Origin of the sequence: Acidovorax sp. K2F (assembly GCF_025246485.1) — a bacterium.
Classification (GTDB): domain Bacteria; phylum Pseudomonadota; class Gammaproteobacteria; order Burkholderiales; family Burkholderiaceae_C; genus Acidovorax; species Acidovorax delafieldii.
The window spans coordinates 66,737-92,068 of sequence record NZ_JAOBSQ010000022.1; the positions used below are offsets into that span (position 1 = coordinate 66,737).

The 25,332-nt window shown below is 66.0% G+C and carries 22 protein-coding genes; 14 read left to right on the forward strand and 8 right to left on the reverse strand.

Features of this window, described 5'->3' with window-relative positions; all coding sequences use genetic code 11:
• Positions 1-204 precede the first annotated feature (204 nt).
• From N4G42_RS06895 to N4G42_RS06910, 4 genes are all read right to left on the reverse strand, one after another.
• Complete coding sequence (locus N4G42_RS06895) at positions 205-1,251, reverse strand: VWA domain-containing protein (RefSeq protein WP_260666655.1); 1,047 nt, start codon at positions 1,249-1,251, stop codon at positions 205-207.
• A 67-nt stretch (positions 1,252-1,318) separates the two neighbouring features.
• Complete coding sequence (locus tag N4G42_RS06900) at positions 1,319-2,365, reverse strand: DUF58 domain-containing protein (protein WP_260666656.1); 1,047 nt, start codon at positions 2,363-2,365, stop codon at positions 1,319-1,321.
• Positions 2,366-2,376: 11 nt separating this feature from the next.
• On the reverse strand, positions 2,377-3,393 hold the full coding sequence (locus N4G42_RS06905) for an AAA family ATPase (RefSeq protein ID WP_015013050.1): 1,017 nt from the start codon (positions 3,391-3,393) through the stop codon (positions 2,377-2,379).
• A gap of 44 nt (positions 3,394-3,437) precedes the next feature.
• On the reverse strand, positions 3,438-4,385 hold the full coding sequence (locus tag N4G42_RS06910) for a S1C family serine protease (protein WP_121943540.1): 948 nt from the start codon (positions 4,383-4,385) through the stop codon (positions 3,438-3,440).
• A gap of 147 nt (positions 4,386-4,532) precedes the next feature.
• On the opposite strand from N4G42_RS06910, the gene N4G42_RS06915 reads away from it, so the two are divergent.
• The 8 genes from N4G42_RS06915 (at position 4,533) to N4G42_RS06950 (ending at position 13,427) form a co-directional block, all read left to right on the forward strand.
• Entirely contained in the window at positions 4,533-5,372 is an 840-nt protein-coding gene (locus N4G42_RS06915; RefSeq protein WP_260666657.1) for a TatD family hydrolase, read from the forward strand.
• A 134-nt stretch (positions 5,373-5,506) separates the two neighbouring features.
• Complete coding sequence (locus N4G42_RS06920; RefSeq protein WP_260666658.1) at positions 5,507-6,136, forward strand: DNA-deoxyinosine glycosylase; 630 nt, start codon at positions 5,507-5,509, stop codon at positions 6,134-6,136.
• Complete coding sequence (locus N4G42_RS06925) at positions 6,137-6,901, forward strand: spermidine synthase (protein WP_260666659.1); 765 nt, start codon at positions 6,137-6,139, stop codon at positions 6,899-6,901.
• Positions 6,902-6,914: 13 nt separating this feature from the next.
• Positions 6,915-8,708, forward strand: coding sequence for a GspE/PulE family protein (locus tag N4G42_RS06930; protein ID WP_260666661.1), 1,794 nt, complete (start codon positions 6,915-6,917; stop codon positions 8,706-8,708).
• 196 nt (positions 8,709-8,904) lie between these two features.
• Entirely contained in the window at positions 8,905-9,393 is a 489-nt protein-coding gene (locus N4G42_RS06935) for a tripartite tricarboxylate transporter TctB family protein (RefSeq protein WP_056060942.1), read from the forward strand.
• Between the two features lie 15 nt (positions 9,394-9,408).
• Positions 9,409-10,920: a tripartite tricarboxylate transporter permease gene (locus N4G42_RS06940; protein ID WP_056060945.1), complete on the forward strand. Its 1,512-nt coding sequence runs from the start codon at positions 9,409-9,411 to the stop codon at positions 10,918-10,920.
• Positions 10,921-11,038: 118 nt separating this feature from the next.
• On the forward strand, positions 11,039-12,337 hold the full coding sequence (locus N4G42_RS06945; RefSeq protein ID WP_056060948.1) for a DUF3422 family protein: 1,299 nt from the start codon (positions 11,039-11,041) through the stop codon (positions 12,335-12,337).
• 190 nt (positions 12,338-12,527) lie between these two features.
• Positions 12,528-13,427 carry a DMT family transporter gene (locus tag N4G42_RS06950; protein WP_260666662.1) on the forward strand — a complete coding sequence of 300 codons (900 nt, stop codon included), beginning with the start codon at positions 12,528-12,530 and terminating at the stop codon, positions 13,425-13,427.
• A 56-nt stretch (positions 13,428-13,483) separates the two neighbouring features.
• Here the strand turns inward: N4G42_RS06950 and N4G42_RS06955 are convergent, their stop codons facing one another.
• Together N4G42_RS06955 and N4G42_RS06960 are read right to left on the reverse strand one after the other, a co-directional pair.
• Positions 13,484-14,524 (reverse strand): M48 family metalloprotease, encoded by a 1,041-nt coding sequence (locus N4G42_RS06955; RefSeq protein WP_260666663.1) that lies wholly within the window; start codon positions 14,522-14,524, stop codon positions 13,484-13,486.
• 12 nt (positions 14,525-14,536) lie between these two features.
• The gene (locus tag N4G42_RS06960) at positions 14,537-15,163 is read right to left on the reverse strand and encodes an SH3 domain-containing protein (RefSeq protein WP_260666665.1); all 627 of its coding nucleotides are present in this window, start codon (positions 15,161-15,163) and stop codon (positions 14,537-14,539) included.
• Between the two features lie 65 nt (positions 15,164-15,228).
• Here N4G42_RS06960 and N4G42_RS06965 point away from each other — a divergent pair, with 65 nt between their 5' ends.
• The 3 genes from N4G42_RS06965 to N4G42_RS06975 all read left to right on the forward strand — a co-directional run bounded on the left by N4G42_RS06965 (position 15,229) and on the right by N4G42_RS06975 (position 19,994).
• Positions 15,229-16,059, forward strand: a complete 831-nt coding sequence (locus N4G42_RS06965; protein ID WP_260666666.1) for an SDR family oxidoreductase — start codon at positions 15,229-15,231, stop codon at positions 16,057-16,059.
• Between the two features lie 153 nt (positions 16,060-16,212).
• Positions 16,213-17,328, forward strand: a complete 1,116-nt coding sequence (locus N4G42_RS06970; RefSeq protein WP_260666667.1) for a TRAP transporter substrate-binding protein — start codon at positions 16,213-16,215, stop codon at positions 17,326-17,328.
• Complete coding sequence (locus N4G42_RS06975) at positions 17,325-19,994, forward strand: EAL domain-containing protein (protein ID WP_260666668.1); 2,670 nt, start codon at positions 17,325-17,327, stop codon at positions 19,992-19,994. Before N4G42_RS06970 ends, N4G42_RS06975 begins: the two co-directional genes overlap by 4 nt.
• Before the next feature lie 97 nt (positions 19,995-20,091).
• On the opposite strand, the gene N4G42_RS06980 is transcribed toward N4G42_RS06975, so the two are convergent.
• The gene (locus N4G42_RS06980) at positions 20,092-20,991 is read right to left on the reverse strand and encodes a DMT family transporter (protein WP_260666669.1); all 900 of its coding nucleotides are present in this window, start codon (positions 20,989-20,991) and stop codon (positions 20,092-20,094) included.
• A 161-nt stretch (positions 20,992-21,152) separates the two neighbouring features.
• On the opposite strand from N4G42_RS06980, the gene N4G42_RS06985 reads away from it, so the two are divergent.
• Positions 21,153-22,136, forward strand: coding sequence for a quinone oxidoreductase family protein (locus N4G42_RS06985; protein WP_056060964.1), 984 nt, complete (start codon positions 21,153-21,155; stop codon positions 22,134-22,136).
• Positions 22,133-22,966 carry an NUDIX hydrolase gene (locus tag N4G42_RS06990; RefSeq protein WP_260666670.1) on the forward strand — a complete coding sequence of 278 codons (834 nt, stop codon included), beginning with the start codon at positions 22,133-22,135 and terminating at the stop codon, positions 22,964-22,966. Before N4G42_RS06985 ends, N4G42_RS06990 begins: the two co-directional genes overlap by 4 nt.
• Here the strand turns inward: N4G42_RS06990 and N4G42_RS06995 are convergent.
• On the reverse strand, positions 22,920-24,020 hold the full coding sequence (locus N4G42_RS06995; RefSeq protein ID WP_260666671.1) for an NAD-dependent epimerase/dehydratase family protein: 1,101 nt from the start codon (positions 24,018-24,020) through the stop codon (positions 22,920-22,922). The genes N4G42_RS06990 and N4G42_RS06995 overlap by 47 nt on opposite strands.
• A 97-nt stretch (positions 24,021-24,117) precedes the next feature.
• Between N4G42_RS06995 and N4G42_RS07000 the strand changes: the two genes are divergently transcribed.
• A complete protein-coding gene (locus N4G42_RS07000; RefSeq protein ID WP_260666672.1) occupies positions 24,118-25,056 on the forward strand; it encodes a LysR family transcriptional regulator in 939 nt (312 codons plus the stop codon).
• Positions 25,057-25,332: the final 276 nt, after the last annotated feature.

The window sequence follows — 25,332 nt, forward strand, 5'->3', positions numbered from 1 at the left end:
GACGCAGACAGTGGGGTCGCCCTTTCTTTGGTTCCTTTCTTTCGGCGACGCGAAAGAAAGGGACTCGCATGCCGGGCGACTCCCGGCCTCCGCCCTCAACCCAAGCATGCGGCCAAATCAGTGCACGCCACCAAACGCTACAAAATCAATAGCTACCAGCGCATATTCCACTAATGCATCCAGCCAAAATCACCCAAAAAAAGATCACATCACCCGCCCATACCACCACACCGACAACCCCGCCGCCACCAACGCCAGCACCGCCCCCAACAACGCCAGCAAAGAAGAAATCTCAGTCTCCTTCTTCTCCACCGTCAGCCGCGAGCTCAGCGTCTCGTACACCTTCTTCAAGTCTGCCGCCGTCGCCGCATGAAAGTATTCGGCATTGGTCCGCGCAGCCACGGCCTTCAGGGTTTCTTCGTCCAGCCGTACCCGCATCGACCAGCCCTCAAAGCCAATGGTCTCGCCCTGCACCGTGCCCACCCCCACCGTGTACACCCGCACCCCCCGGTCGGCCGCCCACTTGGCGGCTTCCAGTGGGTCCACGCCTGTGGTGCGCTGACCGTCCGTCAGCATGATGATGGCGGCCGAGTTGTACGAGCCTGGGGCCACGGGCGTGAAGGTCTTGGCGGGGTCCTGTTGCTTGCCCAGCTCTTCGATGGGCTTCGGGCGCATGGCCTGGCGGCCGCCCAGAGCGGCGATGTCGATACCCGCATCGGGAAAGATGGTGGCCAGCGACAGCATGATGCCGTTGCCCGTGGCCGTGCCGCGCTGCAGCTGGAAGCTGTCGATGGCTTTCACCAGGTCTTCACGGCTCTGGGTGGGCAGCTGGGCCAGCTGGGCGCTGCCCGCAAAGGCCACGATGCCCACGCGCACATGGCGCGGCAGGTCGGCAATGAAGGCCTTGGCGGCGTTCTGGGCGGCGGTGATGCGGTCGGGCTCCACATCGGCGGCGCGCATGCTGCCCGACACGTCCATGGCCAGCATGATGATCTGGTCTTGCGAGGGCAGGGTGATGACGGCCAGCGGGCGCGCGGCGGCCAGCAGCAGTGCCACCAGGGCCAGCAGAAACAGCGCGGGCGGGATGTGGCGGCGCAGATGCTGGCCGGGGCCCATGGCCTCGCGCACCAGGGACAGGCTGGAGTAGGTCAGCGCTGTTTTCTTGCGCCGGTGCAGCAGCCACCAGTACAGCAGTACCAAGAGGGGCACAGCCAGCAGCAGCCAGAGCAGGGTGGGCCAGAGAAAAACCATGGTGTGTGTCCTTGGTGGCGAGTACAGCGTGTGCGGCGGGTGATCAATGAATCAATCCATTGATCGGTCAGGCGGCGGCAGCCGTTGCGGCAGGGCCTGCGGATGCCGATGCGGGGACGAGGGGGTGGCTGTGCGCCCGCACCCGGCGCTGGCGCAGGTCCATGAAGCGCAGCAGGGCGTCGACCAGGTCGTCGTCGGTGCACAGCTCCAGCGTGTCGGCACCTGCGCGCGTCAGGCCTTCACGCAGCGCGGCCTCGCGGTCGGCGGCCAGCTGGGCAAAGCGGCGGCGAAAGCCCGCGTCGTGCGTGTCCACCTGCAGTTGCTCGCCGCTTTCGGCATCGCGCAGCGTGACCAGGCCCACGTCGGGTAGCTCCAGCTCCAGCGGGTCGAGCAGGCGCACGGCCACCACGTCATGCCGCTGGGCCAGTTGGGCCAGGGGCTTTTCCCAGCCGGGCGCGCTGATGAAGTCGGACACCACAAACACGGTGGACCGGCGCTTGAGCGTGGCCAGGCCGGTCTGCAGCAGGCGGTGCAGCTCGGTGGCGCCGCCACCCGTCTTGTTTGGTGGCACCGGGGTTTTGGAGGGCAGCAGCTTGTGCACCAGGTGCAGCACATGGGCGCGGCTGCTGCGCGGTGGCAGCACGGCGTCCACTGCGCGTTCGGCCTTCGGACTGGCACCGCCGTAGAGCACGGCGCCCACGCGGTTGCCGTGGCGGGTGAGCAGGCGCGAAAGCACGGCGACAAAGCCGGTCAGGATGTCGCGCTTGGCATGGCCGGTGGGGCCAAAGCTGATCGACGGACTCAGGTCCAGCAGAAACCAGGCCGACATTTCGCGGTCTTCGGTGAACACGCGCACATGGGGGGTGTTCAGCCGCGCGGTCACGTTCCAGTCGATGTGGCGTACGTCGTCGTGCGGCTGGTATTCGCGCAGGTCGGTCAGGTCCAGGCCGCTGCCGCGCATCAGCGTGCGGTAGTCGCCCTGCAGCAGGCCGTCCAGGCGGCGGATCACCTTCCACTCCAGCTCGCGCAGCAGCCGGTCGGCCTGCCCGGGCCGTGTGGGCAGGGTGTGGACCGTGGCGGATGGGACGGATGTGGCGGGCGGCTTGCTGGTCATGGCAGGTGGACTCAAGCGGCTTTTTGTTCGTGGTGCAAGGGGCGCGCCGGTGCCGGGATCTTGGCCATGATGCGCTGGATGAGCGCGTCGGCATCCAGCCCTTCAGACAGCGCCTCGTACGACAGCGCCACGCGGTGGCGCAGCACGTCGGCGGCCAGGTCCACCATGTCTTCCGGCAGCACATAGTTGCGCCCGCGCAGCATGGCCAGGGCCTGCGCGCCCTCGGCCAGGGCAATGGTGGCGCGCGGGCTGGCGCCGCAGCTGATGTAGCTGGCCAGGTCTTTCAGGCCATGGCGCGCAGGCTCGCGCGTGGCCGCCACCAGCTTCACGGCGTACTGCAGCATCGACGGATCTACATACACCGTGCGGCATTCGGCCTGCAATGCCGCCAGCTGCGCCGTGGTGGCCACGGGTAGCACCTGCACGGGCACATCGAGCGCGCGCTGGGCGATCACGAATTCTTCTTCCTCGGTGGGGTAGCCCAGCAGCACCTTCATCATGAAACGGTCCACCTGCGCCTCGGGCAGCGCGTAGGTGCCTTCGGTCTCGATGGGGTTCTGGGTGGCCATCACCAGGAAGGGCTCGGGCACCTTGTGGGTTTCGCCCGCAATGGTCACCTGGCGCTCCTGCATCACCTCCAGCAGCGCGCTCTGCACCTTGGCGGGCGCGCGGTTGATCTCGTCGGCCAGCAGCAGGTGGGTGAAAACGGGCCCCAACGTGGTGCTGAACTCGCCGGTTTTCTGGTTGTACATGCGCGTGCCCACCAGGTCGGCGGGTACCAGGTCTGGCGTGAACTGAATGCGCTTGAAGCTGCCCTGGATGGTGCTGGCGAGTGTTTTTACCGTCAGCGTCTTGGCCAGGCCTGGCACGCCCTCGACCAGCAGGTGGCCCTGGGCCAGCATGGCGACCATGACGCGCTCCAGAAAGCGGTCCTGCCCGACCACTACGCGTTTGACCTCGTAGAGCACCTGTTCCATCAGCGTGGCGGTGGCGGCGTTCGATGCATTGGGCGACGTGCTGGATGACATGGGGCTCCTTGCGATGACGAGTGGAATGGTGGGGCGGTGTGGGGTCAGAACGGCGGCATGCCCACGGCGGACGCCGCGTTTTCGATGGGCACCGCAAAACCGATGCCGATGAAGGTGCGCGCCTGCGTGGGGTTGAGGATGGCGGTGACGATGCCCACCACCTCGCCGTCCATCGTCACCAGCGGGCCGCCAGAGTTGCCAGGGTTGGCCGCTGCGTCGAACTGGATCAGATTGCTGAGCTGGCGCTTGCCCTCGGGCGACGTGAACTCGCGCTGCAGGCCCGACACCACGCCCGCCGAGGCCGACGGGCCGATGCCAAAAGGAAAGCCGACGGCCACCACATGGTCGCCCGGGCGCAGGTTCTGGGTGGACCGCAGGGTGGCGGCCTCCAGGTCGTCGGGCACCTTGTGGGCCTGCAGCACGGCCAGGTCGTTTTCGGGTTGTACGCCGGTGATGCTGGCCGTGGTTTCCAGTCCGTCGTGGAAGGTGATGCCGATGCGGTCTGAGCCCGCCACCACATGCAGGTTGGTCAGGATGACGCCTTTGTCCACGATGACCACGCCCGTGCCGATGCCGCGCTCGACCTCTTCCTTGCCGTTCTTGCTGCGCCCGTAGCCCACCACGCGCACCACCGAGGGGCCGATGCTCTCCACAGCCCGCGCGGCGGCAGAGGGCGGGGTGGTGGTCTCCAGCGTGCGCAGCACCGCGGCGTCGATGTCGTCCTGGGTGATCTTGCGGGCGGGGCTGCGGGTGTTGTGCCAGGCGCTGGCTACCAGCAAGGCGGCCAACAGCACCACGATGGTCCACAGGGCAACCAGCTGGCGTTTGAATGCCCGGGAATTCGGGGGCGTGGCGGCTGCGGTGGCGGCGTTCGTCGCCGGCGAATCATCTGCGGGCGGCGCTGTGGAGGCCACGGCTTCGGTGGCATCCACCGCCGCAGGTGTGCGGCTGCGGGCGGGGCGGGAGCTGCTGTAGAGGGCGGGCCGGGGCATCCTGTCACCTTTGCTCGTACACGCCAGGGCCTGGCGCACGCAAATGACAGTAGCACGGTTTGCGGGCAAATGCACATGCAGGGCTACACGGGCCCACCGTCCCCTGCGACCGCAGCCTTTGCAGGCTGCATCGGGCATCATCGGCGCATGACCGCCTGGATCGATACCCACTGCCACCTCGACGCCCCCGAGTTCGATGCCGACCGCAGTGCAGTCCGCACACTGGCGGCGGCGCAAGGCGTTTGCCATTGCGTGATTCCGGCCGTGGAGCGCAGCAACTGGGACACCGTGCGGGCGCTGGCGCACCAGCATGGGGACAGCTATGCGCTGGGCATTCATCCCCTCTACACAGGGCGCGCCGAGGAGGAGGACCTGCAGCATCTGGCCGGATACCTGGAGCAGCACCACGCAGACCCGCGCCTGGTGGCGATAGGCGAGATCGGCCTCGATTACTTTGTACCGGGCCTCGACCCGGCGCGCCAGGAGCGGTTTTACCGCGCACAGCTGCAGCTGGCCCGGCGGTTTGACCTGCCGGTGATCCTGCATGTGCGCCGTTCTGCCGACAAGCTGCTCAAGGGCCTGCGGGATTTGCCGGTGCGCGGCGGCATTGCGCATGCCTTCAACGGCAGCCTGCAGCAGGCGCAGGCGTTCATCGGCCTTGGCTTCAAGCTGGGATTTGGCGGTGCGGTGACCTATGACCGCGCCCTGCAGCTGCGCCGTCTGGCCACCGAGCTGCCCGGCGATGCCCTGGTGCTGGAAACCGACGCGCCTGACATTCCGCCCCACTGGCTGTACACCACCGCCGCAGAGCGCGCCGCAGGACAGGCCCAGGGCCGCAACAGCCCGGCAGAGCTGCCTGGCATTGCGGCGGTGGTGGCCCAGCTGCGCGGCCAGCCTGTGCAGCCGCTGGCCGGCAGCACCGGGGCCAATGCCTTGGCCGCGTTGCCCCGGCTGGAAAGGCTGCTGGCAGACGGGCGGCCATCGTAGGAGGATAGAGAGACCGGCAGGGACGATCAAATGGGAGAAATTGGGGAGTTTGACGCCCTGTGGCAAAGGGCCGACAGCTATCTTTTTTGTGCTGCCAGACGTGGCTGACGGCCCTTTGGGGCCAAAATTGCCCCATGCTTCCAGCCCCTGTTGCAGCCGACCCGTCGCTGGCCTCCACGCCTGACGCCTCCGGACCGTCCGCGCGCTGGCTGGGCCTTCCGCCGGTGGCAGGTGTGTGCACCGTGGTGCTGGTGCTGGGCAGTTTTCCCGGGGCTGCGTCATTGCAAGCCCGCCAGTACTACGCGCACCCCCAGAACCACTTCTGGAAGATCCTGCAGGCCTTGTGGCCTCAGCATCCCTTGCCCCCGGCGGGGCCGGATGGGTATGCAGACCGCTGCGCCTGGCTGCTGGATCGCGGCTTGGGCCTGTGGGACGTGTACCAGAGCTGCGAGCGCGAGGGCAGCCTGGACACCAGCATCCGTAACGCCCGGCTCAACGACTTTGCGGCGCTGCGCAGTGTGTGCCCCCGGCTGGCCGCGCTGGCGCACAACGGTGCGGAGAGTTTTCGGCACGCGCCGGCGGCGCTTGCCGCGCTGGGAGCTGCCGGGCAGCCGACACTCTTGCCGCATGATGTGGGCACGTCAGGCGCACGTGCCATCGAGGCCGTGCGGCTGCCATCGACCAGCCCGGCCAACGCCTCCTGGAGTTTTGAACGTAAATTGACCGCCTGGGCCGATGTGATGGCCCGGCACGGATTGCTGTGAATGGCCCGTAAAAAAGAAACCTTGCTAGAACTGCCCGAAGTCAGCGTGTCTGACGACGGCGAAGTGCGTCACCTGCACCTGGGCACACCCTGGATCCAGGGCTCCATGCGCATCGATGAGCCCTTTGCCCTGGAGCTGGAATACGTGCAGCGCATGATGGCCTGGCTGCTGTTTGCCGACCTGGCGCAGGTGTCCAAGGGCCATGCCATGCAGTTGGGCCTGGGAGCGGGTGCCATCACCAAGTTCTGCCACAAAAAGCTGCGCATCTGCACCACCGCCATCGAGCTGAACCCGCAGGTGCTGGCCGTGTGCCGCCAGTGGTTCAAGTTGCCGCCCGACGGCCCCAAGCTGCGCGTGGTGCTGGCCGATGCGTCCAAGGAGATCCAGAACCCCATGTGGCTGGGCACGGTGGATGCGCTGGCTGTGGACCTGTATGACCACGAGGCTGCGGCCCCCGTGCTCGATAGCCCCGATTTTTACGCCGACTGCCGCGCACTGCTCACGGAGACGGGCTGCATGACCGTGAACCTGTTCGGCCGCGCGTCGAGCTTTGACCGCAGCCTGCAGAGCATGTCCCAGGCGTTTGGCAGCGATGCGCTGTGGGCGTTCAAGCCCACGCGTGAAGGCAACACGGTGGTGCTGGCCCAGCGCACCCCCACGCGGCCCAAGCGCGCGGAACTGGCCGAGCGGGCCGAGGCGATTCAGGCGCGGTGGGACCTGCCCACCAGCAAATGGCTGCGGGTGTTCAAGCCTGTGAACCCCTGAGAGGAATCTTGCAATGAATGCTCCTGTCGTGACCCCTGACCGGCTGAAGTCGGCTTCACACATTGGCCCGGTGGACTGGCGCCGCATGGTGCAGTGGCTCAGCGATGACAAGGTGATCTCGCGCGAGGAAGCGCAGCGCACCATCGCCCGCTGTTCGCAGGCTGAGAGCTCCCAGCATGCCCTGGTGCGCCTGGCCAGTGTGGCCATGGAGCGCGCCAGCGACAGCAAGCCGCTCGACATCGAGGCGCTGTCCGAGTATCTGGCGCAACGTGCAGGCCTCGCCTACCTGCGCATCGACCCCCTCAAGGTGGATGTGGGGCGCGTAGCAGACACCATGAGCGCCACTTATGCGGAACGCCACAAGGTGCTGCCCGTGCAGGTGACCAGCAAAGAAGTGGTGGTGGCCACGGCCGAGCCTTTCATCGATGACTGGGTGGCCGAGGTGGAGCGCCAGTCGCGCCGCTCGGTGCGTCGGGTGGTGGCGAACCCCCAAGACATCCACCGCTTCACGGCCGAATTTTTTGCGCTGGCCAAGTCGGTGCGCGCCGCGCAGAAGGCTGGTGGCAACTCGGGTGGCAGCAGCTTTGAGCAGCTGGTGGAGCTGGGCAAGAGCAACAAGCAGCTCGATGCCAACGACCAGGGCGTGGTCAAGGTGGTGGACTGGCTCTGGCAGTACGCGTTTGACCAGCGCGCGAGCGACATTCACCTGGAGCCGCGCCGCGACCAGGGCGTGATCCGTTTTCGCATCGACGGTGTGCTGCACCCCGTCTACCAGATGCCCATGGGCGTGCACAACGCGATGGTGGCGCGCATCAAGTTGCTGGGGCGCATCGACGTGGTGGAAAAACGCCGCCCACAGGACGGCCGCATCAAGACCCGCAACCAGCGGGGCGAAGAGGTGGAAATGCGCCTGTCCACCTTGCCCACTGCGTTTGGCGAAAAGATGGTGATGCGCATTTTTGACCCGGACAACGCGGTCAAGGACCTTGATGCCCTGGGCTTTGCGCAGCACGATGCGCAGCGCTGGGAGGCGTTGGTCAAGCGGCCGCACGGCATCATCCTGGTGACTGGCCCCACGGGCTCGGGCAAGACCACCACGCTGTACTCGACCCTGAAGCGCGTGGCCACCGAAGAGGTCAACGTGAGCACGGTGGAAGACCCCATCGAAATGATCGAGCCCAGCTTCAACCAGACCCAGGTGCAGCCGCAGCTCGACTTCAACTTTGCCGAAGGCCTGCGCGCCCTGATGCGGCAGGACCCTGACATCATCATGGTGGGTGAGATCCGCGACCTGGAGACCGCCGAGATGGCCATCCAGGCGGCGCTGACAGGCCACCTGGTGTTCTCTACCCTGCACACCAACGATGCCCCCAGCGCCATCACCCGCATGATGGAGCTGGGTGTTCCGTCGTACCTCATCAATGCCACCTTGCTGGGCGTGCTGGCCCAACGGCTGGTGCGCACGCTGTGCAAGCACTGCAAACAAAAGGATGAGGCCGCGAGCCGCGAAGCCCTGACCGAGGTGGTCAAGCCCTGGAAGATCAGTGGTAGCTACCACCCGTACAAGCCGGTCGGTTGCGTGGATTGCCGCATGGGCGGTTTCAGGGGCCGCATGGGGCTCTATGAATTGCTCACCGTCAGTGAGGCGCTCAAGGACAAAATCACCCAGGCGCCTTCCATTGACGTACTGCGCCGCCAGGCCGTGCAAGACGGCATGCGTCCCTTGCGCCTGGCGGGTGCGCTGCGCGTGGCTGAGGGGCTGACCACCATGGAAGAGGTGGTTGCGGCCACACCGCCTCTGGAGTGAGAGAAGGGGAGGGGCGGTCATTCCTCTGCGGTTGGCCAGCCGTCTTCCAGAGTGGTTTTCGAGACAGTCTCCTGGGCGACTCGCCCGGTGGTGCATGCCTGCCAGTCGTTACCGGATGTAGGTGGAATCCACATCGCGCCGCCCCCTCCTTGCCAGCACAATCGCGCAGTCGAGAATTCCGTCAAGGAGACAATTCGTGAAAATCAAGAGTAATAAAGACTTTGCGTCCGGGCTCATGTTCATGGGCGTCGGGGTCGCATTTGCGTGGGGTGCCACCACTTACAACGTGGGCACGGGCGCGCGCATGGGCCCTGGCTACTTCCCGTTGTTGCTGGGTATCTTGCTGGCCCTCATCGGCAGCGTGATCACCTTCAAGGCGCTGACCGTGGAAACCGCCGATGGCGACAAGATCGGCAAATGGGCCTGGAAGCCGCTGTTCTTCATCCTGGCCGCCAACTTTGCCTTCGGCATTCTGCTGGGCGGCTTGCCCAGCCTGGGCATTCCAGCCATGGGGCTCATCGTGGGCATCTATGCACTGACCTTCATCTCCAGCCTGGCTGGCAATGAGTTCAATGCCAAGGCCGTATTTGTTCTCGCCACCGTGCTGGCCATTGGCAGCTATGTGGCTTTTGTGTGGGCGCTCAAGCTGCAGTTTCCTGTGTGGCCGAGTTTCATCGCAGGTTAAGCAGGAGCACCGACCATGGATCTTATTAACAACTTGTCGTTGGGTTTTGGTGTTGCTTTCACCTTCCAGAACCTGATTTACTGTTTTGTGGGCTGTTTGCTCGGCACGCTCATTGGCGTGTTGCCAGGCATTGGCCCGGTGGCGACCATCGCCATGTTGCTGCCCGCCACCTATGCGCTGCCCCCGGTGGCGGCGCTGATCATGCTGGCTGGTATTTACTACGGTGCCCAGTACGGTGGTTCCACCACCGCCATTCTGGTGAACCTGCCGGGCGAGTCCTCGTCGGTGGTGACCGTGATTGACGGTTACCAGATGGCGCGTAAGGGGCGAGCGGGGCCGGCGCTGGCGGCTGCGGGCCTGGGTTCGTTCTTTGCGGGCTGCGTGGGCACGCTGATCCTGGCGGCCTTTGCGCCTCCGCTGACCGAAGTCGCGTTCAAGTTCGGCCCTGCCGAATACTTCTCGCTGATGACCTTGGGCCTGATCGGTGCCGTGGTGTTGGCCTCGGGTTCGTTGCTCAAGGCGGTGGCCATGATCGTGCTGGGCCTGCTGATGGGCCTGGTGGGGACCGACGTGAACTCGGGTGTGGCGCGCTTCAGCTTCGATATCCCTGAACTGACCGACGGCATCGGTTTTGTGACCATCGCCATGGGTGTGTTCGGTTACGGTGAAATCATCGCCAACCTCTCGCGCCCCGATGACGAGCGTGAGGTGTTCACTGCCAAGGTGGAAGGTCTGTTCCCCACCAAGGAAGACTTCAAGAACATGATCCCCGCTGTGCTGCGGGGCACAGCGCTGGGTTCTGCTCTGGGCATCTTGCCCGGTGGTGGTGCCTTGCTGGCCGCTTTTGCTGCCTATACGGTGGAAAAGAAGACCAAGCTGCGTCCTGGCGAAGTGCCCTTCGGACAAGGCAACATCCGCGGTGTAGCGGCCCCTGAGTCGGCCAACAACGCAGGTTCGCAAACCTCGTTCATCCCTCTGCTGACGCTGGGTATCCCGCCGAATGCCGTGATGGCGCTGATGGTGGGTGCCATGACCATCCACAACATCCAGCCTGGTCCCCAGGTGATGACGAGCAACCCCGAACTGTTCTGGGGCCTGATCGCGTCGATGTGGATCGGCAACGCCATGCTGGTGATCCTGAACCTGCCGCTGATCGGCATCTGGATCAAGCTGCTGACCGTGCCTTACCGCTGGCTGTATCCGTCCATCGTGCTGTTCTGCGCGGTGGGTGTGTATTCGACCAACAACAACACCTTCGACATCTGGATGGTGGGTGCGTTCGGTCTGATTGGCTACATCTTTCACAAGTTGGGCACCGAGCCTGCACCTTTGCTGCTGGGCTTCATTCTGGGCCCCATGATGGAAGAGAACCTGCGCCGTGCGCTGCTGCTGTCGCGTGGTGACTGGAGCGTGTTTGTGACGCGTCCGCTGTCGGCAGGCCTGTTGGCGGCTGCGGCACTGCTGCTCATCATCGTGCTGCTGCCTTCAGTCAAGAACAAGCGCGAAGAAGCGTTTGTGGAAGACTGATCGGTTCCGATTCTTTTCTCACCCTGATCAACGGCACCTTCGGGTGCCGTTGTTTTTTGGGCAGTGGCGTCCACGTGGTACGGCTGTCGCCAGTACACAATTGCGGGCAGAGGTCCGCATGTCCACACCGTTTCATCCCACGCAGCACCCGCACCGGGCGATGCTGCACAACGAAATCCACGCCCGCCCGCCCGAGGCGATGAATGCCCCGCTGGCCATCGCGCACATCGTGATGCTGGCCGATGCGGCAGGGCGCGAGGCCAGCCGGGCCCATGTGGCCGCGCTCCTGCGGGACCACCACATGGCGCTTCCCGACGCCCAGACCACCCACTTGCGGATGGACTTGGGCGCTTTTCGGATGCGCTGGGAGATGCACACCGAATTCGTCACCTGGACCTTCATGGTCCCGGCGCCGGTGGAGGCTTTTGGAGAGCGGGAGCCGGTCAGTGCCGTGGATTCCGTTCCGCACGACTGGCTTGCAGCTTTGCCCGGCCAGTGCCTGTGCAGCCTGAACCTGTGGGTGCTGCCCACACACACCTTTGGATCGGGCTCTCTGGTCAAGCATGTTCTGCACGAAGACACATTGGTAGCTTCTACCGTGGCCGACGGGCATGGTGAGGTGTACACCGACTTTGCGATCCACGCCGACGGCTTTTCGCGCATGGTGCTGCTCGCAGGGGGTATGACACCACGGCGCCTGGGGCGGTTGGTGCAGCGCCTGCTGGAAATCGAGACCTACCGCATGGCTGCCTTGCTCGGCCTGCCTGCCGCTCGCGAGGCTGCCAGTGTGCTGGCCTTTGCTGAGCGCGAACTGGCGGCGCTGGCTGAAGCCATCCGCACGGCCAACCGTGATGACGAGCCCGCCTTGCTCGACCGGCTGACGCGCCTGGCCGGGCAGGTGGAAAGTCAGTACGCAGCCACGCACTCGCGCTTCTCGGCCAGCAGCGCCTACTTTGAATTGCTGGACCGCCGTATCCAGGACATTGCCGAGTCCCGCCTGGCGGGCATGCAGACCATCCGGGAGTTCATGGACCGGCGCCTGACCCCCGCTCGGAGTACCTGTGAGTGGGCAACCCGCCGGCAGGATGCACTGTCGCAGCGCGTATCGCGCATGAGCAACCTGCTGCGCACCCGGGTAGAGATCGAACAGCAGCAAAGCAGCCAGGCGCTGCTGACCACAATGAACCACCGGCAGGATCTGCAGTTGCAGATGCAGTCCACCGTGGAGGGGTTGTCTGTGGCGGCCATTACCTATTACATCGTCGGGCTCGTCAGCTATCTGGCCAAGGGCGCGCAAAAACTGGGCTGGCCGTTGTCGCCGGAGACTACGGCAGCCCTCGCGATTCCGGTGGTGGCGGCAGGGGTGTGGTGGTCACTGCGGCGGCTGCACCAGCGGGTGTTCCACAAACACCGCTGAGGCGGTAGGCCCACCGATCTGTCGAGCGGCACGGGGTGCACTTTGGCTTGTCAGCCATCGTTGATGAAGGGGGCGCCCGCGCAGAGGTTCGATGGCCTGCACCAGCCCTGCCGTGTCACACTGGGCGCAACGCTCCGGCGAACTCTGTCCGGCAGATACTTCAGCAGGCGCTTTGCGTCCCTTCGTACCCGTGACCACTGAAAAGAAGAGTATTGCCTCCGGCCTTGTGCTGGCATTCCTGGGCTCCATCGCCTTCAGCGGCAAGGCCATCATCGTCAAGCTGGCCTACCGCCATGGGGTGGATGCGGTCACGCTCATCATGTACCGCATGCTTTTTGCGCTGCCCATCTTTGCCGTGATGGCCTGGTGGGCCAGCCGGGGGAAACCGCCGCTCACCCGCAAGGACTGGCTGGGCGTGCTGGGCCTGGGTGTCACCGGCTACTATCTGGCGAGTTTTCTCGACTTTGCAGGGCTTGCCTACGTCAGCGCCAGCCTGGAGCGCCTCATCCTGTACCTCAACCCCACGCTGGTCGTGTTGCTGGGCTGGGTGTTGTACGGACGTGGTATCCGCTGGGCCCAGGCGGCAGGCATGCTGGTGAGCTACAGCGGCGTGGTTCTGGTGTTTGGCCACGAGGCCAACCTGCAGGGTGCCAATGCTGCCTGGGGCACCTTGCTGGTGTTCCTGAGCGCAGTCAGCTATGCCATCTATCTGGTTTACAGCGGCGAGATGGTGCAGCGCCTGGGCGCGCTGCGGTTGGTGGGGCTTGCCACGACCGTGGCTTGCCTGTGCTGCCTGTTGCAGTTTGTGGTGCTGCGGCCGCTGAGTGCGGCAGTCGTTGCGCCTGAGGTGATCTGGCTGTCGGTGCTCAACGCCACCTTGTGCACGGCCGCGCCCGTGCTGATGGTGATGATGGCCATTGAGCGCATCGGCGCAGGCATGGCCGCGCAGACGGGCATGGTGGGCCCGTTGTCCACCATCCTCATGGGTGTGTGGATTCTGGGCGAACCGTTCACGGTGTGGGTCGCTGCCGGGACGGTGCTTGTGGTCGCGGGTATCTTCATTTTTACCCGCATGGCGCGCAGGGTCTGACAGCCCACATCCCGCAGCCCTTTGGGGCGCCGTGACAGGGGCCGCCCTGCTTGCTTTTATGACGTCTTCTTTTTGGGAGCTGCCTTGCTGCGGGCTGGTGCCTCGGCCGGTACGGCAGGCGACGGCACCGCTGCTGCTGCGGGCGCAGTCTTGGGATTCATACGCTGGGCCACCGTCACGGGGGCCGTGCCGGTGAATCCATCGAGGTTCTTGCCCATGGCCAGCTCCAGTTGCTCCAGGCGCGCCTGTGCCGGCGGGTGCGTGGCCAGTGCCAGCGTGAAGGCCGGGTTGTCAGGCGTGGCGGTGCGCAGGTGCTGGAGCACCGACACCAGTCCATAGGGATCAAACCCCGCGCGGGTGGCCAGGGCTACGCCAGTGCGGTCGGCATCGTACTCATCGGTCTGGTCCAGGCCGCGTGCGTACAGGTTGCGCCCCAGTGCCAAAAATTGCGAGGCCACCACGTTGCCCACGGCGTTGGTCTTGATCTGCGAAGCCACCAACTGGGTCAGCATGCCCGACTGTGCCGTCTTGCGAATGGCCAGCAGGTGGTGTTTGGCGGTGACGTGGGTGATTTCGTGGGCGAGGATGCCAGCCAGCTCGGCCTCGTCGGCGCAGCGGTCGATCAGGCCCTTGGTCACGAACACATACCCCCCCGGGGCCGCAAAGGCGTTGTACCCCGAATCGTCCAGCACCACAAAGGTCCACGGCAGGTTGGGGCGGGGCGATTGCAGGCTAATCCAGCGCCCGAGCTGATTCACATACCGCTGCAGTGCCATGTCCGGGTGCAGGGGTTTGCTGCCCAGCAGCACGGCCGAGAGTTGGCGGCCGATTTCGATCTCGCGGGGCTCGTCGATGCTCTCGACCGAACGGGTGAGCATGCTGATGAGGTCATCTCCCTGGCCTGCGGGGCTGCCTCCACCGGTGATGGCGCCCAGCAGGCCTCCGCCGGTGTTGCTGGTGGAGCTGCCACCACCCAGGGCGTTGAGCAGATTCATGACCCCCTGGCTCTGTCCCTGGCTGGGGAGCAGGGTCAGGGCCAGGGCGGTGCACGCCGCAGCGAGCAGCCGGGTGCGGGAGAGGGATGGGGGCAGACGCATGGCAGCTCTCGCTCAGTTGGGGCTGAAATTGGGGTCGGACGGATTGTTGGACGAGCCTGTCGCCCCCGATCCGCTGCTGGAGGAGGGCCGGGGCGGCTCCGCCAGGGGTGCCACGTTGCGTGGCTGCAGCGACGCATTGCTGGCGAACTGGCGGGCTTGGTCGGCGTTGACCCGCAGCCCCTCGGCCTGGGTCACGGCTGCCGGGTTGGGTTGCGCCTTGGCGATGTCTTCGGCTCCCAGACCCCGGATGCCCACGGTGGAGGTGGCGGTCGTGGTGCCGCCGCTGTTTCCGCCGAACAAGCTGCCAAGGCCTCGCATTCCGCTCGTTGCGGCATTACCAGTGGCCGGTGCTGCGCCTGACTGGGGGCCCAGGTCAAACATATGGACCCAGCCCGTAGCGCCTTGTGCTGTGCTGACCTTGGTCCAGGGCCCCTTGCGCTCACTGCTGCGCGTGACTACTGAGTTGGCCTCCAGGGGGGCCACGCTGGCGCCGCTTTCTGCGGGGCTGTCGCGCAGCTGGGTGGCGCGTTTGACCACGGCAGCCTCCTGCGCATGCGCTGTGGAGCTGAGCAGTGGCAAGAGGGCCATCGCGGCCGATGCCAGCCAAGGCGCCAGGGCTTTCCAGTGCGGCCGGTTCATGGTGATGCTCTCCAACTATGATTTAACAAAGCACACTTGTATCAGTGTGCAACCAGGAGATTGTTATGGATTTGGGTATTGCAGGCAAATGGGCGCTGGTGTGTGGCGCGAGCAAGGGGCTGGGCTATGGCTGCGCGCAGGCTTTGGTGCGCGAGGGTGTCAATGTGGTCATCAACGCCCGCAGTGCCGAGGCACTCGAACAGGCTGCTACTCGTTTGATAGCTGAAAGTGCAAACAAGACTAGCGCCAGCGGCCAAAAGGGTGCATCGCCGCAGGTGCTGGCTGTGGCGGCCGACATCACCACGCCCGAAGGGCGTGCGGCGGTGTTCTCGGTGGCCGGAGGACCGGGCCGTGACTTCGACATCGTGGTCACCAACGCAGGCGGCCCACCCACCGGCGACTTCCGCGACTGGAACCGCGACGCCTGGATCAAGGCTGTGGACGCCAATATGCTGACCCCTATCGAACTGATCCAGGCCACGGTGGATGGCATGGCTGAACGCGGGTTTGGCCGCATCGTCAACATCACTTCCAGCGCCGTGAAGGCGCCCATCGACATCCTGGGCCTGTCCAACGGCGCGCGCAGTGGTCTCACGGGGTTTGTGGCGGGTGTGTCGCGCAGCAAGATTGCAGCGAGCGGGGTGACCATCAACAACCTGCTGCCTGGCAAGTTCGACACCGACCGGCTCGCAGCCACCGTCACGGCAGCCGCCAGCAAGGCGGGCAAGAGCGTCCAGGATGTGCGCTCCGCGCAGCAGGCGCAGATTCCGGCAGGGCGGTATGGCACTGCCGAAGAGTTTGGTGCCATCTGCGCCTTCCTGTGCAGCGTGCACGCGGGCTACATGACGGGACAGAACGTGCTGGCCGACGGTGGTGCCTACCCCGGTACGTTCTGACGCAGGCCGGGCCCGACGAGGCACGGCTGGTGGGCTGTGTGGCGCAGTGCTTGCTCAGAACGGAAGCTGGCGTGGTGTTTTGCCGACAGCTTTACCGGAGCGCTGAATAATTGGTGGAATACTGCGGGCCAGCGCCTGCCACTGTCCGCCGCCATGCAATCTGTCCACACTCCCTTTCTGCCGCGCCTGAAACGCCACTGCACCCTGCTGTGTCTGGCGCTGTGCGTTGGGGCAGCTGTGCAGGCCGCCGATGCGGCCAGCGCGGCGGGTGCGGGCACTGCAGCGGCAGCTCCGTACCGGTTGCGCATCGTGGGCGGTCTGGCCGGTATCAGCCAGTACGTCCGGCAGGAAGAGCCCTTCTGGACCAAGGAGCTTTCTCGCCTGAGCGCCGGGCGCTTCCAGGCAGAGATCGTGCCCTTTGACCGGGCCGGCGTGCCTGGGGCCGAGATGCTGCGTTTGTTACAGCTGGGCGTGGTTCCTTTTGGCACCACCCTGATGAGTTCGTTCACCGCGCAATACCCCGAATACACAGCGCCTGACCTGGCCGGACTGAACCCCGACCTTGCCACGCTCAAGACCACGCTGGCGGCGTTTCGCCCCTACCTCGAAAAGGCGTTGCGTGAGCAGCATGGCGTCGAGGCACTCGCCATCTATGTGTACCCGGCGCAGGTGGTGTTCTGCAAGAAGCCACTGCGTACCTTGGCCGAACTCACTGGCCGCCGCGTGCGTGTGTCGTCGGCCAGCCAGGCCGACTTTGTGGGCGCCTTGGGCGGGGTGCCCGTGCTGACCAGTTTTTCGCAGATCGTGCCGAGCTTGACCGCGGGCAATACCGAATGCGCCATCACCGGCACCATGTCGGGCAACATGCTTGGCCTGCCGGCGCTCACCACCCACGTGCACACCCTGCCGGTGACCTGGGGGCTTGCCGTGTTTGGTGCCAACCAGGCCGCCTGGGCGGCGCTGCCGCCCGACCTGCGCACGCTGCTCAAGCGCGAACTGCCCCGCCTGGAAGCCGCCATCTGGGCCGAGTCCGAGCGTGAAACTGCCGACGGACTGGCTTGCAACCGGGGTGCCCCCACCTGCAACGCTGGCACCAAGGGCAGCATGGTGGTGGTGCCCGTGTCGCCCCAGGATGAGCGCAGCCGCCAGGAGATCCTTGAATCCACCGTGTTGCCGCGCTGGGTGCAGCGTTGCGGCGCTCGCTGCGCGCAGGTCTGGAACCAGACCATCGGGCCAGTGCGTGGGCTGCAGGCAGCGCCTGCGAAATGACAGAGTCCGCCGCACCTTCGCGCATCAAGGCCTATGTCTGGGCGGGCGCTGCAGTGTTTGTGGCGGCCGTGGTGGCGGTGGCCGGTACCCTGGCGTGGAATGCCCGCCAGGCCGCGCTGGCCGATAGCGAGGCCCAGGCCACCCGCTTCGTGGCGGGCGCAGAGGCGGCACTCAACCGCTCGCTGCTGGCCGTGGACGTGCTGCTGGCCAGCATGGACGAGCTGCTGGGACTGTCCAATGCCATGCCCAAGTGGCTGGATGCCGATTCGGCAAGCCAGCGGCTGCGGGGGTCGGCGCGGCAGAACCTCATGGTGCGCTACGTGGCGGTGCTCGACAGCACGGGCAAGGCGTTGGCGTCGTCCGACCCCGCAGGCGCCAGCCTGTTGGTGCAACTGCCGGCCGGTTTTCTGGAGAGCGTGCTGGAGCAACCTGTATCCACCCTGATGGTCAGTGCGCCGGTGGTGAGCTTTGCCAGTTCCGAGAAAGTGTTGTACTTCGCTCGCCACCTGCGCATGGCCGACAGCTCGCGGGTGGTGGCCGTGGCCGAGCTGCCGGTGTCGGCCCTCAGCTCGGTGCTGGTACAGGGCGTGGACATCAGCGGCCTGCAGGTCACGCTGGAGCGCGCCACCGGGCAACTGCTGCTGAGCGTGCCCAACCGCGAAGACGTGACCGCGCCCACGCTCACGCCGCCCATCGGAGACTTGGTCGACCGGGGAATGGCCTGGCAGGCCCCTGCGCGATTGACCGGCGAGCCATCGCTGGTGGTGTTCCGGCCCATCCTGTACCAGGACTTGCGCATCGCGGCCAGCATTCCGCTGGATGCGGCGCTCGCCGGCTGGCGCGACCAGCGCGATGCCATTGCGCTGACCACCGCGCTGTTCATCGCCATGATCTTTGCGGCGGGAGTGCTGGCGTTGCGGTATGTGGACCGCATGTCCCAGGCCCGCCTGGCCATCGCGCAGTCCAAGGCCACGCTGGACCAGGCGCTGGAATCCATGGTCAGCGGATTTTTGCTACTCGACAGCCAGCAGCGCGTGGTGCAGTGGAATCGCCAGCTCGAAACCATCCTCCCGTGGCTGCAGGGCGTGATCACGCCCCTGATGCCGTTCCGCGCAGTGCTGGAGGCCACGGTGGAGCACCACTCGCCCCGCCTGTCCGACGAGGAGCGCAAGCGGTGGGTGAGCCAGCGCCTGGAGCGGCAAAAGCACCAGCCTGAACCGCGTGAACAGTCGTACGCCAACGGCAGCACTATCCAGATCACCGAGCGCGCCACACCCGATGGTGGCCTCGTGATCAGCTACCACGATGTGACAGCGCTGCGCAAGGCCAGCACGGAGATCGAGAGCCTGGCCTTTTACGACCCGCTGACCAACCTGCCCAACCGCCGTCTGTTGATGGACCGGATGCAGCAAGCCGTTGCCGCCAGCGTGCGCAGCGGGCAGTACGGCGCCTTGTTGTTCCTGGACCTGGACCACTTCAAGACCCTGAACGACACGCGGGGCCACGAGGTGGGCGACATGCTGTTGCGTCAGGTGGCCCAGCGCCTGAAGACCTGCGTGCGGCGCGAGGACACGGTGGCGCGCCTGGGGGGCGACGAATTCGTGGTCATGCTCAGTGACCTGTCGGTGCACCGTGATGAGGCCGCCGCCCAGGCGCGCCGGGTGGGCGAGAAGATCCTGCGCAAACTGAACGTGCCCTACACGTTGGGGGGCAACGCGCACCACAGCACGCCCAGCATTGGCGCCACGCTGATGGGCGGCAGCCTGCAGTCGTCGGTGGACCTGCTGAAAGAGGCTGACATCGCCATGTACCAGGTCAAATCGCAAGGGCGCAACGCGCTGTGCTTTTTTGACCCCCAGATGCAGATTGTCATCAGCATGCGCGCGCAGCTGGAGACCGACCTGCAGATGGCGCTCACGGCGCGGCAGTTTGTGCTGCACTACCAGCCGCAGTTCCACCTGGATGGCCGCATGGTGGGCGCCGAGGCCCTGATCCGGTGGCAGCACCCCGAGCGCGGGCTGGTTGCGCCCGGCGAGTTCATAGGCGTGGCCGAAGAAAGCGAACTCATCGTGCCCATGGGCCACTGGGTGCTGCGCACGGCCTGCGAGCAGCTGGCGGCCTGGCAGGGGGACGAGCGCTACCGGCACCTGCAGGTGTCGGTCAACGTGAGTGCGCGGCAGTTCCGCCAGCGCGACTTTGTGGCCCGGGTGGTGGAGGTGCTGCGCGAGACGGGCGCCAAGCCGCACCTGCTCAAGCTCGAACTCACCGAATCGCTGGTGCTGGACAACGTGGACGACACCATCGCCAAGATCGGCATGCTCAAGACCAAGGGCGTGCGCTTTTCGGTGGATGACTTTGGCACCGGCTATTCATCGCTGGCGTATCTCACGCGGCTGCCGCTGGACCAGCTCAAGATCGACCAGTCCTTTGTGCGCAACCTGGGGGTGCGGCACACCGACGATGTGATCGTCCAGACCATTCTGGGCATGGCACGCAACCTGGAGCTGGATGTGATTGCCGAAGGGGTGGAAACCGAGGCACAGAAGGACTTCCTGGCCCGGCACGGCTGTGTGTACTTCCAGGGCTATCTGCTGGGGCGGCCCACCCCGGTGATGGACCTGGAGGCGTTGATGGAGTCCGCCACCACGGTCACTGCCCCGGGTTGAGGGGCCCAGAAAGGTCACGCCGTTTGCTACTCTTTGTGTAGCAATTGGGATAATAAATACATGCGCTACCGCTGGTTTAGACCAAAAATTGCATCCGTCAACGCCGTGACGACACCACAATGCCACCCACGATCAGCGCGAACGCCACGGCATGGAACGCCTTGGGCGTGTCGCCCAGAAAGGCCGCCGAGAGCACCCCGGCAAACAGCGGCGTGAGGTTGATGAAAAACCCGGCAGCTGCGGGCCCGGCGCGTTGCACGCCCACCCCCCAGCAGCGGTAGGCCAGCACCGCAGGCCCCACGGCGATGAAGGCCAGGGCGGCAATCAGCGGCCATCCCCATGCGATGTGCGTGCGCCCGCTGGCCCATTCGGCCCCCGCAAAGCTGCCCGACCAGGCCAGTCCAAACACCATCTGTGCCATCAAAAACGCAGCCCAGTCGCCCCGGATGCTGGTGGGCTCGCTGGTGCGCGACAGCAGCCAGCTGTAGAAAGCCCACGAGATGGTGGCCAGCAGCATGAACAAATCGCCCGGCACCAGGCGGAAGGCCAGCAGCTGTGACCACTCGCCCCGGCTCAGCACCAGCAGCACACCACACACCGACAGCAATGCCCCCAGCACCTGCCGCCGCGTGACGCTGGCCCCGAAGAACAGCGCGCCCACGGCCAGCATCCACACCGGCATGCTGGAGCCGACCAGCGTCACGTTGATGGGGGTGGAAGTCTGCAGCGCCATGTACTGCAGCGCGTTGTAGGCCCCGATGCCCAGCAGGCCCAGCAGCGCATAGCGGCGCCAGTGCGGCCACAGCGGGCTGTTTGTGCGCAGCACGCCATGGGCCAGGGGTAGCAGGATGGCAAAGGCCAGCACCCAGCGGATGAAATTCAGGGTGATGGGGGGAATCAGGTCATGGACCAGCCGCCCCACCACAGCGTTGCCGGCCCACAGCAGGGGCGGAATCACCAGCAGCACGGCCGTGCTGGGTGTGATTTTTTGAGTCATGGGGCTGCACTGTAACGGTGCAGCCCGGGCCCTGCTGCGCCCGGGGCACAAGGCCCCAGCACGCACCGGTGCTGCAAGGGCCGTCGGCAACCGCGTGCGATTCGTGGCAGGATGGCCGCCGTTGAGACATCCCCCCTTTTTTGTTTGAGGAGACGTTAGCCATGAGCCTTGCCGTCCAGATCCGCCAGCACGGTGGTCCCGAAGAACTCCACATCGTTGACGTCCCTGTGGGCGAGCCTGGCCCCGGTGAGGTCCGCATCCGCCACCACGCCATTGGCCTGAACTTCATTGACGTGTACCACCGCACGGGCCTGTACCCTTTGAGCATGCCCGCCACCATCGGCATGGAAGGCGCGGGCGTGATCGAGGCGGTGGGTGAGGGCGTCACGCACCTGAAGGTGGGCGACCGCGCCGCCTATGCCAGCAACCCTCCCGGCGCCTACTGCGAAGTGCGCGTGATGCCCGCCAAATGCGTGTGCAAGCTGCCCGACGCCATCAGCTTCGAGACTGGCGCGGCCATGATGCTCAAGGGCCTGACGGCGCAATACCTGCTCAAGAAAACCCGGCCTGTGGAAGGCCTGCAGCCTGGCGACCATGTGCTGTTCCATGCCGCAGCGGGCGGTGTGGGCCTCATCGCCTGCCAATGGGCCAAGGCGCTCGGCCTGCAGCTCATCGGCACGGCAGGGTCCGATGCCAAGTGCCAGCTGGCGCTGGCCAACGGCGCGGCGCACGCCATCAACTACAGCACCGAGGACTTTGCGGCCCGTGTGAAGGAGATCACCGGCGGCAAGGGCGTGAAGGTGGTGTATGACTCGGTGGGCAAGGACACCTGGGACAAGTCGCTCGAATGCCTGCGCCCCTTCGGTTTGATGGCCAGCTTCGGCAACGCGTCGGGCCCGGTGGCGCCGTTTGCGCCCGGCAGCCTGGGCGCCAAAGGCTCGCTGTACGTCACGCGTCAGACGCTGTTCACCCACATCGCCACGCGCGAGGCCACGCAAGCCATGGCGGACGACCTGTTTGCCGTGGTCGCCAGCGGGCAGGTCAAGATCCACATCGACCAGCGCTACCCGCTGGCCGATGTGCAGCAGGCCCACCGCGACCTGGAAGCACGCAAGACCACCGGCTGCACCATCCTCACGCTGTGAACACGGCTGCACAGGCGCCCACCTTCGACCAGTGGCTGGCAGGGGCACGCCAGGCGGCGCAGCAGCCACCCGCCCAGCCGCGCCAGCCCCTGGTGGTGGCGGGGCAGGTGGTGGGCTCGGTAGCGCCGGGGTTTTTCAGCCAAATCAGCCTGAAGCGCTTGATGAATAAGCGCTACAAGCTATCAGAAGCAGAGCATTCTCAGGGCCGTGCGTGGCATTTGCAGGCATCGCCCACCGACACCACGGATGCCCTCAACACCCTGGCCGCCGCGCTGCGCGATGCGGGCCTGTGCGGCCCCTGGCGTGATGAGCAGTTGGCGGTCACCAACCCGGCGGGCGAGGTCATCGGCACCGTGGAGCGCGGGGCGGTACGTGTGCTGGGCGTGGCCACCCGCGCCGTGCACCTGGTGGGCCTGGCGCCCGACGGGCGCATGTGGGTGCAAAAGCGCTCCCTGACCAAGCCCAGCAACCCCGGACTATGGGACACGCTGATGGGGGGCATGGTCTCCGCTGCCGACTCTCTGTCGCAGGCCCTGGCCCGCGAAACCTGGGAAGAGGCCGGTTTGCGGGTGGAGGCATTGGCCGACGTGGCGCACGGGGGCCAGGTGCTGTTCAGCCGCCCCAGCCGCGAGGGCGGGGGCGCGGGCTTCATGGTCGAGCGCATCGACTGGTTTCGCGCCCAGGTGCCTCAGGGCATGGAGCCCGACAACCAGGACGGCGAGGTCGAGCGTTTTGACCTGCTGCCTCTGGACGCGGTGCGCGAGCGGGTGGCCCAGGGGGCGTTCACGCTGGAAGCCGGGCTGGTGATTGCGGGGTTTCTGGGAGTGTAGTTGCCGGTGCGGCCTGTGCGTGCCCGCTCCCGCTGCTACCGGAGCAGGCTGGCAGGCAGCCCAGGCCCTGCAAGGTGGCCTGCACCGCCTCGTCCAGCGGGGTGTGTGGCTCCTCGCCCAGCACCGCCCGCAGCCGGTCGTTGGCCATGCGCACCGGCTGCTGCCACAGGTAGCGCATCTCGCGCATTTCACGCAAGGTGGTCACGAACGGCGAGACCAGCGTGACCAGCCACCACGGAAAAGCCTGCACGCGCGGCGCCTGGCTGCCCCGCGCCACCACCACACGGCCAATGGCAGCCGCCATCTGCGTGCCGTCGGCATCCCAATGCCCAGCCAGGTGAAAACGGGCAAACGCGGGCAGCTCGGCGCGCCGCTCCAGCAGCAGCACCATGGCGCGCGCCACGTCGGGCAAGTACGACCACTGGTGCCCGACGCCGGGCGCGCCTGGCTGCTTTACCGTGGCCACCGGTCGGCCCGGCTGGATGAGGCCCTGCGCAAACCAGCTGTTGCCCGCCTGCGGGCCAAAGAAGTCGCCCGCGCGCACGATGATCACACGGCATGCTGCCTCCAGCGGGTGTGGCTCGGTGGCTTGCTGCAGGCGGCGCTCCAGCTCCACCCGCAGGGCGCCTTTGCGTGTGCGGGGGTGTTGGGGGGCGTCTTCGTGCAGCACCGGGAAGGCGTCCGGCCCGTAGTTGTAGACGGTGCCTGGCAGCACCACCGTGGCCCCGTGCGCCCGGGCCGCTGCAATCGTGTTGTCGATCATTGGCAGCACCAGCTCGCTCCAGCGCCGGTAGCCGGGTGGGTTGACCGCGTGCACGATCACCTGGCAGCCCGTGGAAGCAGCCATCACATCGGCCTGGGTCATCGCGTCACCCCGAACCCAGGTGAACCCGTCGCGCTGCTCTCGGGCCTGCGCTGCGTTGCGGTGCATTGCCACCACCTCCCACTCCCGGTCACGCAGCTGGCGCGCCACCTCGCCGCCAATGCCGCCGGTGACGCCCAGAACCAGTGCCCTGGGGCGGCTGCCGATGGGGTTGTTGGGGTTGTTGCTCATCGCGATGCTCCTTCAAAAACTATGGATAAAGGCAGTGTCTGCGCCCCAGTGATTAAATGGAATTGCTGAAAATGAGTTGATGGCTATACATTTATGTATGGATCAACCGAATCGCCATGACATTGGCTGGGAGCTGTACCGCTCGTACCTCGGCGTACTGCGGGAGGGCTCCCTGTCAGGCGCCGCGCGGGCCCTGGGGGTGACGCAGCCCACCGTGGGCCGCCACATTGCCGCGCTGGAGCAGGCCCTGGGGCTGGTGCTCTTCACGCGCTCTCAGCAGGGCCTGCTGCCCACCGAGGCCGCGTTGGCCCTGCGCAGCTACGCCGAAGCCATGGGTCACTCTGCGGCGGCGCTGGTGCGCGCGGCTGACAGCCATGGCGACGGCGTGCGCGGCACGGTGCGCGTGAGCGCCAGCGAGGTGATGGGGGTCGAGGTGTTGCCGCCCCTCCTCGCGCAGTTGCAGGCCGAGCATCCCGCGTTGACGGTGGAGCTGGTGCTGAGCAACCGCGTGCACGACCTGCTGCAGCGCGAGGCCGACATCGCCATCCGCATGACCGAACCCCGGCAGGACGCGCTCATCGCCCGCCGCGTGGGCACCATCCCGCTGGGCCTGTATGCCCATCCGCGCTACATCGCCGCCCAGGGTATGCCCGCCACCCTGGCCGAGCTGGCGCAGCACCGCCTGATCGGCTTTGATGCAGAAACACCTTTTTTGCGTGCGGCCCAAAAGGCCCTGCCTGTGTGGCGGCGCGATCGGTTTGCCGTGCGCAGCGACAGCGATGTGGCGCAGCTGGCCTTTGTCCGCGCAGGCGCCGGCATCGGCATTTGCCAGGAAGCACTGGCCCGGCGCAGTGCCCCCGCACTCGTGCGGGTGCTGCCGCAGCAGTTTCAATACGGGCTAGAGACCTGGGTGGTGATGCACGAGGACCTGCGCACCAGTCCGCGCTGCAGGCGCACGTTTGATGCGCTGGTGTCGGGGTTGGAGCGCTACGTGGCAAGCGTTGCCGGCCCAGCACAGGCCGAGGGACCCGGGTGAATTTTTTGCTATTAAATATGGAGCATTCAGGGCATGTTGCACTAACGCTTGAATGCACTTTGGCTCCAATTTTGGATGGCGGTGCGATCGGTCCTCTCGAATGGACGTGCGTGTTGCACCTCAAGTTCGCCGGTCTGGCGTCGATACGACATCTAGATACGGCACCGTCGTGCCATAACAAACACAAAAAACCTGGGGCGGGGCATAGGCATGGCATCCACGATCAACACCAACGTTGCGTCCTTGACGGCGCAGCGCAACCTGGGCGCTAGCCAA